The organism is Bradyrhizobium sp. SZCCHNRI20481 (assembly GCF_032485055.1).
Lineage (GTDB): Bacteria > Pseudomonadota > Alphaproteobacteria > Rhizobiales > Xanthobacteraceae > Bradyrhizobium.
This window is the reverse complement of sequence record NZ_JAUEUE010000019.1, coordinates 88,326-101,552: the sequence shown is the minus strand read 5'-3', so window position 1 is coordinate 101,552 and position 13,227 is coordinate 88,326. Positions and strand designations below refer to the sequence as shown.

13 protein-coding genes are annotated in these 13,227 nt (G+C 65.4%); 1 reads left to right on the top strand and 12 read right to left on the bottom strand.

Features of this window, described 5'->3' with window-relative positions:
- Positions 1-14: 14 nt before the first annotated feature.
- The 12 genes from QX132_RS27710 to cysG form a co-directional block, all read right to left on the bottom strand.
- Positions 15-806 carry a 3-hydroxybutyrate dehydrogenase gene (locus QX132_RS27710; protein ID WP_316163354.1) on the bottom strand — a complete coding sequence of 264 codons (792 nt, stop codon included), beginning with the start codon at positions 804-806 and terminating at the stop codon, positions 15-17.
- 4 nt (positions 807-810) lie between these two features.
- Positions 811-1,986, bottom strand: coding sequence for a patatin-like phospholipase family protein (locus tag QX132_RS27705; protein ID WP_316163353.1), 1,176 nt, complete (start codon positions 1,984-1,986; stop codon positions 811-813).
- A 141-nt stretch (positions 1,987-2,127) separates the two neighbouring features.
- On the bottom strand, positions 2,128-2,643 hold the full coding sequence (locus QX132_RS27700) for a CAP domain-containing protein (protein ID WP_315753355.1): 516 nt from the start codon (positions 2,641-2,643) through the stop codon (positions 2,128-2,130).
- Between the two features lie 448 nt (positions 2,644-3,091).
- Complete coding sequence (locus tag QX132_RS27695; RefSeq protein ID WP_316163352.1) at positions 3,092-4,129, bottom strand: sulfate ABC transporter ATP-binding protein; 1,038 nt, start codon at positions 4,127-4,129, stop codon at positions 3,092-3,094.
- Positions 4,119-5,027 carry a sulfate ABC transporter permease subunit CysW gene (gene cysW / locus QX132_RS27690; RefSeq protein ID WP_316163351.1) on the bottom strand — a complete coding sequence of 303 codons (909 nt, stop codon included), beginning with the start codon at positions 5,025-5,027 and terminating at the stop codon, positions 4,119-4,121. The genes QX132_RS27695 and cysW overlap by 11 nt, the downstream gene beginning before the upstream one ends.
- 8 nt (positions 5,028-5,035) lie before the next feature.
- Complete coding sequence (gene cysT / locus QX132_RS27685; RefSeq protein WP_316163350.1) at positions 5,036-5,872, bottom strand: sulfate ABC transporter permease subunit CysT; 837 nt, start codon at positions 5,870-5,872, stop codon at positions 5,036-5,038.
- Between the two features lie 208 nt (positions 5,873-6,080).
- A complete protein-coding gene (locus QX132_RS27680; protein ID WP_316163349.1) occupies positions 6,081-7,070 on the bottom strand; it encodes a sulfate ABC transporter substrate-binding protein in 990 nt (329 codons plus the stop codon).
- Positions 7,071-7,551: 481 nt separating this feature from the next.
- A complete protein-coding gene (locus QX132_RS27675) occupies positions 7,552-8,277 on the bottom strand; it encodes a phosphoadenylyl-sulfate reductase (RefSeq protein ID WP_316163348.1) in 726 nt (241 codons plus the stop codon).
- Positions 8,274-8,792, bottom strand: coding sequence for a DUF934 domain-containing protein (locus tag QX132_RS27670; protein WP_316163347.1), 519 nt, complete (start codon positions 8,790-8,792; stop codon positions 8,274-8,276). Before QX132_RS27670 ends, QX132_RS27675 begins: the two co-directional genes overlap by 4 nt.
- Positions 8,779-10,434: a nitrite/sulfite reductase gene (locus tag QX132_RS27665; RefSeq protein ID WP_316163346.1), complete on the bottom strand. Its 1,656-nt coding sequence runs from the start codon at positions 10,432-10,434 to the stop codon at positions 8,779-8,781. Before QX132_RS27665 ends, QX132_RS27670 begins: the two co-directional genes overlap by 14 nt.
- A 10-nt stretch (positions 10,435-10,444) precedes the next feature.
- The gene (locus QX132_RS27660; RefSeq protein WP_315734528.1) at positions 10,445-10,759 is read right to left on the bottom strand and encodes a DUF2849 domain-containing protein; all 315 of its coding nucleotides are present in this window, start codon (positions 10,757-10,759) and stop codon (positions 10,445-10,447) included.
- Positions 10,760-12,190: a siroheme synthase CysG gene (gene cysG / locus QX132_RS27655; RefSeq protein WP_316163345.1), complete on the bottom strand. Its 1,431-nt coding sequence runs from the start codon at positions 12,188-12,190 to the stop codon at positions 10,760-10,762.
- Between the two features lie 234 nt (positions 12,191-12,424).
- On the opposite strand from cysG, the gene cysD reads away from it, so the two are divergent.
- Positions 12,425-13,219, top strand: coding sequence for a sulfate adenylyltransferase subunit CysD (gene cysD, locus QX132_RS27650; protein ID WP_315735681.1), 795 nt, complete (start codon positions 12,425-12,427; stop codon positions 13,217-13,219).
- Positions 13,220-13,227: the final 8 nt, after the last annotated feature.

Below are 13,227 nucleotides of genomic sequence, written 5' to 3'. Positions count from 1 at the left end.
GCTCTCTGCGATCGTTACGCCGCAGTCCAACCGCCGTCGATCGAGAGGTTGGTGCCGGTGATCTGCGCCGCATCGTCGCCGCACAGGAACAGCGCCAGCGCCGCGACCTGCTCGGAGGTCACGAACTCCTTGGTCGGCTGCGCCGCCAGCAGCACATCGTTGATGACCTGCTCCTTGGTGAGGTTGCGCGCCTTCATGGTGTCCGGAATCTGCTTCTCCACCAGCGGCGTCCAGACATAGCCCGGCGAGATGCAGTTGCAGGTGATCTTGAAGGTCGCGAGCTCGAGCGCCACGGTCTTGGTGAGGCCGGCGATGCCGTGCTTGGCCGAGACATAGGCCGACTTGAACGGAGATGCGACCAGCGAGTGTGCCGAGGCGGTGTTGATGATGCGGCCCCAGCCGCGCTTCTTCATGCCGGGCACCGCGGCGCGGATGCCGTAGAACGCGGACGACAGATTGATCGCGATGATCTGCTCCCACTTCTCCGGCGGAAAGTCCTCGACCGGCGAGACGAACTGGATGCCGGCATTGTTGACGAGGATGTCGACCGAGCCGAACGTGGTCTCACCGAGCGCGATCATGCCGGCGATCTCGGCCGGCTTGCTCATGTCGGCCGGCGAGTGCACGGCCTTGACCTTGTAGTCGCTCTCGATCGCCGCGCGCTCCTTCTCGATGTCGGCGGGGCCGCCGAATCCGTTGAGGACGATGTTGGCGCCGGCCGACGCGAAGGCGCGGGCATAAGCGAGCCCGATGCCGCTGGTGGAGCCGGTCACGACCGCGGTCTTGCCCTTGAGGTTCGTCGTCATTGCTTCACTCCTTCTTGGCGGCAGCGAGACTGCCGTCCTGCGTGAGATCGTAGGTGACCATGGTCTCGCCGGACTGCGGCCGCTCCAGCCAGTCCTTGTGACGCATCGACTGGTGGACGTCGCGAACGCCCGCCTCCCAATGCTCGACCATCGCGACATGGGAGAAGTCGTAGTCCTTCGACGAGGTCTCGTAGCTCTTGCTGCGGTAGATCAGATGCACCACCGTGACGGTGTTCTCCTGTGCTGCCTTGCACAGGATCTCGAGCGACGGATCGTTGCGCAGCTCGTCCGGCAGCCTGGCATAGAGCTCGCGCAGCGCCTTGCGCGTGTTGTGGATCATGCGGTTCTTGTCGGTGTTCATCCGCGTCCGGCTGGAATAGCGGATGTCCTTCTCGCGCTCGGCGGCCTCCAGCAGCGTCCTCGGCAGATCGCCGCGTGCGGAGAACAGATCGACCTGGAAGATCAGGAGATCACGATCGGTCTCGGTGTCGAGCACGTAGTCCAGCGGCGTATTGGAGGCGATGCCGCCGTCCCAATAATGCTCGCCGTCGATCTCGACCGGCGGGAAGCCGGGCGGCAGCGCGCCAGACGCCATGATGTGCTCGGGTCCGATCCGCTTGCCCTGCTTCTTGAATTCGACATTGTCGAAATAGGTGAAATTGCCGGTGGTGACGCCGACTGCGCCGACGGAGAGGCGTGTCTTCAGATCGTTGATGCGGTCGAAATCGACCAGCCGCTCCAGGGTCCGCTTGAGCGGCGCGGTGTCGTAATAGCTGACCGATTGCGGCGTGCCGGACGGCCACAGCGGCGCCGGCGGAAAGCGCGGCGTGAAGAAGCCGGGCACGCCGAACGCTGCGATCAGCCCGGCGCTGACCTCATTGAAGGCCGAGCGGTGATGATCGCCATTGAGCAGCGGCTTCCACGGCACCGGCGACGACACCATCTCCCAGAATTCCTTGAGACGGCCGATGCGTTTGTCCCGGTCGTTGCCGGCGATGATCGCGGCGTTGATGGCGCCGATCGAGATACCGGCGACCCATTCCGGCTCGAAATCGAAATGACACAGCGCCTGATAGGCGCCGGCCTGATAGGAGCCGAGCGCGCCGCCGCCCTGCAGGACGAGGACACGTTGCGATTCGCTGGGGGTTGCAGGCAGCGGGGGAAATGGATGTTGCGTCATTACTGCGGTCATTAGCAAAGCAAGGCGCCAACGTGGCGTCACTTCGCGGTGACGTCAATCCACCCCAAGGGCTAGGTCGGTCCTGACTCGCGCGCGAGCGCCGCGCACGCGGCCTGCGCAAGGCAGCGGCAGCCCTGCCTGTCAGGAGGGCTTCTTGCCGTCCGGCGCGGCCAGGATCATGGTCCAGAACACTTTGTACTTGGTATTCGGAGCATAGCTCGCTGCGATGCCTATTTTTGTGACACCATTTTTCAGCATGTTGGCGCGATGCGGCGGCGAGTCGCGCCAGCCCGAGAAGGCCTCCGCCAGCGTGTGGTAGCCCGCCGAGACGTTCTCGACCGCGACCGCCGCATCATATCCCGCGCCGGTCAAGCGCTTCGCCAGCGGGGCGCGCACGTCATGATCCAGCTTGTTCTTGTCGGCCATCGCCTGCGACTGCGATTCCGCAAGCCGCATCAGCTCGGGATCGACCTCGACCATGCCGAGCCCGTTGTTCTGGCGGTATTGCGAGATCATCGTCGCGGCAGCGACAGCATCGAGCTTCGCGCCCGCGACCGCCATGTCGGCATACATGGTCGGCGCCTGCACCACCGGCGTCTCGGCCGCGCAGCCGGCGAGCAGGAATGCAACGGAGAGAGCGAGTGCCAAATGCTTCAATGAACCAGTCCCTATGCCGACGAGAGAGGCGGGTTGTTGCACATCAACCGTGGCTGAAAGGTGAATCGGAGGTAAGTTCCATCGCGACAATTGCGGCCATTCCTGCCGGCAACGGTTCGTCAACCATAACGTCCGCCCGGTCAAGCGCTGTGGGGCGCGGACCCTCCGAGTGATCAAGCCAAGGACGGCGCCACAACTTTAGTGTCGCACCGGGACCTAGACGCCGCGGCGGTCGTGGCGAGACGCGATGCCGGTCGAGCGGGCTCAACAACGGGCGTCACGGCGTATGGGTCCCGGATCGGCGCCCGCCAACGCTACGCGTTGTCGGGCTTGTCCGGGACGACACTGGTTTTTTGGTTGAGGTCTACGGCTCAGAGCTGCAAGTGCTCGGAGCTCGCGGCATACATCGCCGGATCGAGCTGGCCGCGACCCACGCGGCCACGTGCCCTCACCCCGCAAAGATCCGATAATGCCGCGGCTTCAGTCCGACCCGCTCGCCGATCCTGAGCTCGCGGTCACGCGGGGCGTCGATCTCGATCGTCGCGACGCCCTCCGCCAGCGTGATTTCGGCGCGCTGCACCGGGCCGAAGCTGCGGACATGAGTGATGTCGCCGTCCAGCGTTCCGCTGCCGGCCGGACCGATCACCATGTCGTGGCGGCGCACGAACAAGGTGGAGGCCCCGGCCGCCGCGCCCTCGGCCGCGAGATCGAGCGGGCGTCCCTTGAGGTGCACCGCGCCGCCGGTGATCTCGACCGGCAACATGATCGACTCGCCGATGAAGCCGTGGACGAACGCCGTCGCCGGCGCGTCGTAGACGTCGCTCGGCGAGCCGACCTGCTCGATCCGGCCCTTGTCCATCACCACCACGCGATGCGCCACCTCGAGCGCCTCCTCCTGGTCGTGGGTGACGAAGATCGAGGTGACGTTGATGGAGTGATGCAAGGTGCGCAGCCATTGCCGCAGCTCCTTGCGCACCTTGGCGTCGAGCGCGCCGAACGGCTCGTCGAGCAAGAGGATGCGCGGCTCGATGGCGAGCGCACGCGCCAGCGCGATGCGCTGGCGCTGGCCGCCGGAGAGCTGGCTCGGATAGCGATCGGCGAGCCAGTCGAGCTGGACGAGATCCAGCAGCTCCTTCACGCGCGCGCGGATCTCCGCCTCGCTCTTGCGGACGCGGCGCGGCTGCACGCGCAGGCCGAAGGCGACGTTCTCGAACACGTTCATGTGCCGGAACAGCGCGTAGTGCTGAAACACGAAGCCGACATGGCGCTCGCGCGCGCCGCGATCGAGCGCGCTCTCGCCGTCGAACAGGATCTCGCCGGCATCAGGCCAATCCAGCCCGGCGATGATCCGCAGCAAGGTCGTCTTGCCCGACCCGGACGGGCCCAGCAGCGCCAGCAATTCGCCGTCGGCGACCTTGAGATCGACGCCGTCGAGCGCCTTGAACGTGCCGAACGTCTTGACGACACCCCTGACTTCAATGGTCATGCTGACCTCCCTCATCGAGTTGCCGTTCGAGGACGGTTTTGACGACCAGCGTGATCAGCGCGAGCATCGCCAAGAGCGAGGCGATCGCGAACGAGGCGACCATCTGGTATTCGTTGTAGAGGATCTCGACCAGCAGCGGCATCGTATTGGTCTCGCCGCGGATATGGCCGGACACGACCGAGACGGCGCCGAACTCGCCCATCGCGCGCGCGTTGCAGAGCAGCACGCCATACAGCACGCCCCACTTGATGTTCGGCAGGGTGACGCGGAAGAACGTCTGCGGGCCGGACGCGCCGAGCGAGATCGCCGCCTCCTCCTCCTGCGTGCCCTGCTCCTGCATCAGCGGGATCAGTGCGCGCGCAACGAACGGGAAGGTCACGAACACGGTCGCCAACGCGATGCCGGGAAAGGCGAACAGGATCTGCAGGCCATGGCTCTGCATCCACGGGCCGAAGAACCCCTGCGCGCCGAACAGCAGCACGAACACGAGGCCCGATATCACCGGGCTCACCGAGAACGGCAGATCGATCAGGGTGATCAGGAACGTCTTGCCCGGAAAGTCGAACTTGGCGATCGACCAGGCGGCGCACAGGCCGAACACGAGATTGGTGCCGACCGAGACCAGCGCCACCAGCAGCGTCAGGCGGATCGCGTCCCACGCCTCGGCGTCGGCAAGCGCGGTAAAATAGGCAGCGATGCCCTTGCCGAACGCTTCCACGAACACGACGATCAGCGGCAGCACCACGAACACCGACAGGAACGCCAATGCCAACGTCGTGATGACGATGCGGACCAGGCGCGGCTCGGTGCGCGGATCGGGGCGGCCGGCCTGCGCCAAGCGCGGGCTGGTCGCGGACGATGCCACGGACGGCGCCTGCAGGGTCATCTCCACGCTCATGTCGGGTCCTAGTTCAAGGGCGCCCGGCTCTGCGCCCAGCGCTGCAACCGGTTCACGGCAAAGATGATCAGGAACGCCACGACGAGCATGACCACCGCGATCGCGGTGGCATCGGCGTAGCGGAATTCGGACAGCCGGATCACGATCAGCAGCGGCGCGATCTCGGAGACGTTCGGCAGATTGCCGGCAATGAAGATCACCGATCCGTACTCGCCGACCGCGCGCGCAAAGGCGAGTGCGAAGCCTGTGAGCAGCGCCGGCGTCAGGCTCGGCAGGATCACGCGGGTCACGATCTGCCAGCGCCCGGCGCCGAGGCTCGCCGCCGCCTCCTCGATCTCCGGATCGAGATCGATCAGCACCGGCTGCACCGTGCGGACGACGAAGGGGATGCCGATGAAGATCATCGCGACGAAGATGCCGAGTGGCGTGAACGCCACCTTGATCCCCATCGCGGCGAGCGGCGCGCCGAGCCAGCCCTTCTGGGTGAACAGCGCAGTCAGTGCCACGCCGGCCACCGCCGTCGGCAGCGCGAACGGAACGTCGACGATCGCGTCGAACAGTCGGCGCCCCGGAAAGCGGTAGCGCACCAGCGCCCACACGACGATGGTGCCCATCACGAGATTCACGCAGGCTGCGGCGAAGGCGAGGCCGAACGAGATCTTGAGTGCGCTCAACGAGCGCCGGCTGGTGACGATGTCCCAGAACTGGTCGAGGCTGAGATCGGTCGAGCGGACGAACAGCCCCGCAAGCGGAATCAGGACGATCAGAGACAGCCAGGTCAGCGTCAGTCCCATGGTGAGACCAAAGCCCGGCAAGGTGCTGCGACGTGGTGCAAGTACGTTCAAAAAAAGGCCTGGTCCGTTGATGATCGGTGTCGATGGGCTTGAATCGATTGTGGTGTCCGCCCGCCGCCCCCAGCCTCGTCTCGGCAAATCGAGACCGGGGACAGCGTCTCATGCGCAATGTCGCAGATCGCCGCAACGCCAGCTTGTTGCCTTACTGTCTCGAAGCCGTATCAGACCGGCTGCCACCAACTCGTTCCTTCCGATTCGATCAATTCTTGTAGATTTGATCGAAGATACCGCCTTCCGCAAAATGCTCCTTCTGGGCCTTGGTCCAGCCGCCGAACACCTCGTCGATGGTGAACAGCTCGACCTTGGCGAAGGCCGCCTCGTACTTCTTGGCGACCTCGGGATCCCGCGGACGGTAGGAGTTGCGTGCGGCAATTTCCTGACCTTCCTTTGTATACCAGTATTTCAGGTAGGATTCAGCCACACTCCGCGTGCCCTTCCTATCGGCCACCGAATCGACCACCGCAACTGGTGGTTCGGCCAGGATCGACAGCTGCGGGGCGACGATCTCGAACTTGTCCTTGCCAAACTCGCGCAGCGCCAGATAGGCCTCGTTCTCCCAGGCGAGCAGGACGTCGCCGACACCGCGCTCCACGAAGGTCACGGTGGCGCCGCGGGCGCCGGTGTCGAGCACCGGGACGTGCTGGTAGAGGTCGCCGACGAACTGCTTGGCCTTGTCGACCGAGCCGAACCTCTTCAGCGCATAGCCCCAGGCGGCGAGATAGTTCCAGCGCGCGCCGCCGGACGTCTTCGGATTGGGCGTGATCACCTCGACGCCCTTCTTGAGCAGATCGTCCCAATCCTTGATGCCCTTGGGATTGCCCTTCCGGACCAGGAAGACAATGGTCGACGTATAGGGCGAGGCATTCTGCGGCAGCCGCTTCTGCCACTCCTTGTCGAGCAGACCCTTGCCCGCGATCGCGTCGATGTCATAGGCGAGCGCCAGCGTCACGACATCGGCCTGCAGCCCATCGATCACGCTGCGGGCCTGCGCACCGGAGCCGCCATGGGACTGCTTGACCTCGACGCTCTTGCCGGTCTCCTTCTGGTAGGCGGCTGAAAACGCCTTGTTGAACTCGACATAGAGTTCGCGGGTCGGGTCGTAGGACACGTTGAGCAGGTTTACGTCGGCAGCAACGGCCGACCCCGCCCATGCCAGGCCCGCGATAACAGCCAGAACACGCCGCATCATCCAAGCTCTCCATTCCCTTGACCAAAGCCCGCAATGCTGCAGGCGCGCACTGCAGATCGCCGGATGTGCGGTTCAGAGTCAACGAAACCGGATTCTCTTGTTTCCGGCCGGACATGGGCATTGTGCTACGAAGCGGGGCGCAATGGGATGGCTGTTCTTCGCCGCGACACATTGTCGTCGTGAGGGCGCGAAGCACAGCGAATGGGCGTGATCCAACTCGCATGACACCCGATCGCGCTTGACTTTGTTCATCGCTTGTTCTCACCACGGAATGCACCCCCTGAGTGGGAGCGTGTGGCGGTGTTGAAGACGCACGGCTGGAGTGCCGTCGGCGGAGGTGGTCCGGGCCTCATCCTTCGAGACACCCGCCTCGGGGCGGGCTCCTCAGGATGAGGGGTGAAGCAGTCCGCGAGGCCAAGGACGTCGTTCGATATCCGCGCTGTCCCTCTCCACGAACACGATGTTCATGGCCGCATGCAGCCTACACCGACGACGTCGCCACCGTGTGGATGCCGCACTCCGTCTTGCCGCGGCCGCGCCAGCGGCCGGCACGGTCGTCCTCGCCGGAGTCCGAACGGCTGGTGCAGGGCATGCAGCCGATCGAGCGGAAGCCGGAGGCGACCAGCGGATGCTGCGGCAGGTTGGCCGAGCGGTAGATTTCGGCGATGTCCTCTCGCGTCACGTTCGCAAACGGATTGAACTTCACGCGCGCGCCGTCCTGCTCGACGACCGGGATGGCCGCACGTAGTCCGCCCTGGAAACGCTTGCGGCCATTGATCCAGGCTGCGAACGGCGCCAGCGCGCGTGCCAGCGGCTCGACTTTGCGGATGCGGCAGCAGGCGTCGGGATCGGAGAACCACAACTCGTTATCGGCATCCTCGCGCGCCAGCGCCGCGGCGTCGGGCTTGATCGAGCGTACGTCCCGCAGGCCGAGAATCTCGATGAGCTGGTCGCGATAGGCCAGCGTCTCCGCGAACATGTGCCCGGTGTCGAGGAAGATCACCGGGATCGCCGGATCAACGTCGGCCGTCACCTTCAGGAGCGCCGCCGACTCCGTTCCGAACGACGACACCACCGCCAGCCGCTCGCGACCGATCGCCTCGAGAGCAGCGGCAATGACCTCATGTGGTGCGGCCGTGCGCAGCGTGGCGTCGAGCGCCGCGACCGGGATCTCCGCAACCGAAGGCGATGCAGCCAGCGTGCTCACAGCCCGGCACTCTCCGAATGGCGCAGTTGCAGGCGCTGATGCAGCGCCGAGATCCGGCCGTCGCCGGTCGGCTGGTAGAACACCGAATAGCGTTTCACGGTCTCGGTGAAGGCCTCGGCATCCGTCTGCTTCTTGACCTCGAAGGCATCGAAGCCGGCGCGCAGCATGAACACGAACTGGTCACGCAGCACCTGCCCGGTCGCGCGCAGCTCGCCGCGATAGCCGTAGCGCTCACGCAAGAGACGCGCCTGGGTGTAGGCGCGACCGTCGCGGAAGCTCGGAAACACCAGCGCGATCAGCGCGAGCCGATCGAGATAGGGCACGAGATCGTCGACGTCGCGATTGTTCGGCCAGATCACGCCGAGCTTGCCGCCGCTGCGGCTGACCAGCGCGTCCGGGCCGGCGAGAAAGCGCGTCTCCGAGACGAGGATCGCGCCCTGCGCCGGCAGCTCGGCATCGTCGGTGAGGCGGACGAACGCGTCCGCGATGATGTGTCCGCCCTTAACGAGTGGCATAAACCCGCTCCCTGAATGGTTCGACCCCGAGCCGCTTCACCGTATCGACGAACAGCTCCTCAGGGCTCGCGCGCAGCGCAAGATAGGCCTCGACGATGTCCTCGACGACGTCGGCGACCTCGGCATAGGGCACCGCGGGTCCGATCAGGGTGCCGAGCACGGCGCCCTCATCGGCGCGGCCGCCGATCGTGATCTGATAGAATTCCTCGTTGTTCTTCTCGACGCCGAGGATGCCGATGTGGCCGACATGGTGGTGGCCGCAGGCATTGATGCAGCCGGAGATGTTGATGTGCAGCCGGCCGATCAGGTTCGCCGTGTCGTGATTGGCGAAGCGGCGCGTGATCTCCTGCGCGATCGGGATCGAGCGCGCGTTCGCCAGCGAGCAGTAGTCGAGCCCCGGGCACGCAATGATGTCGGAAACGAGATTGACATTGGGAATCGCGAGGCCAATCGCCTCGAGCGCCTTCCACACCGCCGGCAGATCACGCTTGCGCACGTGCGGCAACGCAAGGTTCTGCTCGTGCCCGACCCGGATCTCGCCGAATGAAAATTTGTCTGCGATATCGGCCAGCGCATCCATCTGGTCGGCGGTCGCATCGCCCGGCGGCTTGCCGACCGGCTTCAGCGACACGACCACGATCGCATAGCCCTGCGCCTTGTGCGGGAAGACCGCGTTCTTGCGCCAGGCCTCGAACTTCTGATCGTGCGCGGCCTGCTTCAGCTCCTCCGGCATGTGCGGCAGCGTCTCGTAGGCCGGATAGAAGAAGCGCGAGCGGATATCCTCGATGATCCCCTGATCGAGCTTGAGCACGCCGTCGCGGATCTGCTGCCACTCCTCCTCGACCTCGGACGCGAACTTCTCGATGCCGAGCTCGTGCACCAGGATCTTGATGCGCGCCTTGTAGATGTTGTCGCGGCGGCCGTACTGGTTGTAGACGCGCAGGATGGCCTCGACATAGCTGAGGATGTCGTGGCCGTGGACGAACGGCTTGATGGTCTTGGCGATGAAGGGCGAGCGGCCGAGACCGCCGCCGACCAGCACCTCGAAGCCGGTCTCGCCCTGCGCGTTCTTGAGCAGACGCAGGCCCATGTCGTGGATCTTGATCGCGGCGCGGTCATGCTCGGACGCCGTGATCGCGATCTTGAACTTGCGCGGCAGGAACGAGAATTCCGGATGCAGGGTCGTGAACTGGCGCAAGAGCTCGGCCCAGATGCGCGGATCCTCGATCTCGCCCGGCGCCACGCCGGCCCACTGGTCGGAGGTGACGTTGCGCATGTTGTTGCCGGAGGTCTGCATCGACTGGATGCCCACTTCCGCAAGGTCGGCCATCGCGTCGGGCAGCTCGGCGAGCTTGATCCAGTTGAACTGGATGTTCTGCCGCGTCGTGAAGTGGCCGTAGCCGCGGTCATAGCGGCGCGCGACATGGGCCAGCCGGCGCAACTGGTTCGACGACAGCGTGCCGTAGGGAATGGCGATGCGGTACATGTAGGCGTGGAGCTGCAGATAGACGCCGTTCTGCAGCCGCAGCATCTTGAACTCGTCTTCGGAGAGCTCGCCCGACAGGCGCCGCTTCACTTGGTCGCGGAATTCGGCGACGCGCTCGTTGACCAGGGTCCGATCGATTTCGTCATAAGCGTACATGAGAGAGCCTTCAGGCTTGAGCCGGGAGCGCGATGGTGGCGCCCGTCAGCCGGATGTGTTCGCGCATATTGCCGGGCTTGACCGCACCGTCGGTGCCAACCTCGACCGGCGCGATATAGGGACCGATCGCGCCGAGATCGTCGGCCACCGCCTCCGACAACAGCGTACGTGCCTCGTCGGCGGTGCGCACGATCGCAGCATCGCTCAGCTCATCCGACCAGCTCTTGGTGCCGGTGCGGTAGATCACCGCGCCGTCCCAGGTCCGGTTCGCGGTGATGATCGAGGGACCGGTGATCTTGATCTTCTGTTGCAGCGGAGAGGTCATTCAGACGGGTTCCAGGAGTTTTGCGATCACGCCACTGAGGTTCTGCTGACGCCACGGCGCCGAATGCGCCACGACATCACCGATGATGAGAATGGCCGGACCGCCATCGATCTTGGCCACGAGGTCAGGCAGTTGATCCAAGGTGCCGACCACGGCCTGCGCGTCGGGGCGCGTGACCTTGGCGAACACACCAACCGGCGTCTGCGGCGAGCGGCCGGCGGCGAGCAGCCCGGTGCGCACGGCAGGCGCGGCCGTCATGCCCATGTAGACCACGACCGTCATCTTGGTGTCCGTCAGCGCCGACCAGTCCACCGCCTCGGCATCGCGCTCCTTGTGCGCGGTGAGGAAGGTGATGCGCAGCGCCTTGCTGCGGAAGGTCAGCGGCACCTCGAACTGCGCGGCGGCACCGAGGCCGGCGGTGATGCCGGGCACGATCGTGTAGGACACGCCGGCGTTGCGCAGCGCGTCGACCTCCTCGCCGCCGCGGCCGAACACGTAGGCATCGCCACCCTTGAGACGCACCGCGCGCTTGCCCTCGCGCGCCGCCTCGATCAAGAGCTTGTTGACGGCGTCCTGGCCGATGCCGGGCTTGCCGACGCGGCGGCCGACCGGCACGCGCGCGGCATCGCGGCGAATGCGATCGAGAATCTCGGGCGTGACCAGCTCGTCATAGAACACGACGTCGGCATCCTGCAGCGCGCGCAGCGCCTTGATCGTCAGCAGGTCCGGATCACCGGGGCCCGCACCGACCAGGGTCACATGGCCTTCGCTGCGGCCCGCATGATCCGCGCCCGCGAACGCGGTCGGATCGGCGATGCCATGCAGCGCCGCCGCGGCCTCGTGCTTGCGCCCCGCCAGTACCAGCGCGCCGATCGGGCCGTCGACGATGCGCTCCCAGAAGCGGCGGCGCAGCGGCATCTCGGTGATCAGCGGATTGATGGTCCTGCGGAAGTCGCCGATGAAGCTCGCGAGCTCGCCGATCCGCGCCGGCAGCAGCGCCTCGATGCGCTCGCGCACGCGGCGTGCCACCACGGGCGAGGAGCCGCCGGTGCCGATCGCCACCACGACGTCGCCGCGATCGACGATCGCCGGAAAGATGAAGCTGGAATGCGCGAGGTCGTCCATCACGTTGACGGGCAGACCAACGCTGCGTGCCCGCGCCGACATCGCAACGCCGATGTCGCCGGCGCCCGCGCATAGCACGGCGATAACGCCAGTGAGATCGGCGCTCAGCGGGTCGCCTTCGGCGCGCTCGATCTGGCCGTGCTCATCGCGCAGACCCGCGAGATTGAAGTCGCCGTCGGTGGCGAACCAGCGGATGCGCGCGCCCGCGGACAGCAACACGCGAAGCTTGGCGCGCACGAGTTCACCCGCGCCAATCAGCAGCACGGGGCCGGTCTTCAGATCGAGAAACACCGGCAGATATTGCATTGCGTTCTTCGGTTTCGGCACTTCGGGGTTGACTGGAATTATTTTCTATATAAGTGTCACGCCGCACACGTAAAGAGAAAATTATTCCTTGGCTTCGCCATAGAATTTTCTCCCAAGCAGGCGATGGCTGATAGCATGCACATTCTCACCAACGACGTTTCCAGAGATCGGTTGCCCTCTTCCGAGATCGAGCAAGCATCTTCCATGCCGCGCGTCCTCAGCGCCGCACCGACCATGGATCATCTCGACCAGCTCGAGGCGCAGAGCATTTACATTCTCCGCGAGGCCTTTGCACGGCTGAAGAAGCTGGCGCTGCTCTGGTCGCTCGGAAAAGATTCCAACGTCATGATCTGGCTGGCGCGCAAGGCGTTCTTCGGCCGCGTGCCGTTTCCGGCCATGCATGTCGACACGGCCAAGAAGTTTCCGGAGATGTACGCCTTCCGCGACACCTACGCGAAGGAATGGGGCCTCGATCTCAAGGTCGAGCCGTGCCCGCCGATCGACGCGGTGGATCCGACCCTGCCCCCCGCGGCCCGCTCGGCTGCGCGGAAAACCGAAGGCCTGAAGATGGCGCTCGCCAAGCACGGCTTCGACGGCCTGATCGCCGGCATCCGCCGCGACGAGGAAGCGACGCGCGCCAAGGAGCGCGTGTTCTCGCCGCGCGGCGCCGAAGGCCATTGGGACGTGCGCGACCAGCCGCCGGAGTTCTGGGATCATTTCAACGCCTCGCCGCCGCAGGGCGCGCACTTGCGCATCCATCCGATCCTGCATTGGACCGAGGCCGACATCTGGGCCTACACCGCGCGCGAGAACATCCCGATCATTCCGCTCTATCTGTCCAGGAACGGCAAGCGCTACCGCTCGCTCGGCGATCAGGACATCACCTTCCCGGTGGCGTCCAACGCCTCCAACATCCCCGAGATTCTCGCCGAGCTCGAAAGCACCAAGGTGCCGGAGCGCGCCGGCCGCGCGCTCGACCACGAGACCGAGGACGCCTTCGAGCGGCTTCGCGTCGCCGGCTATCTGTGAGCGGGGAC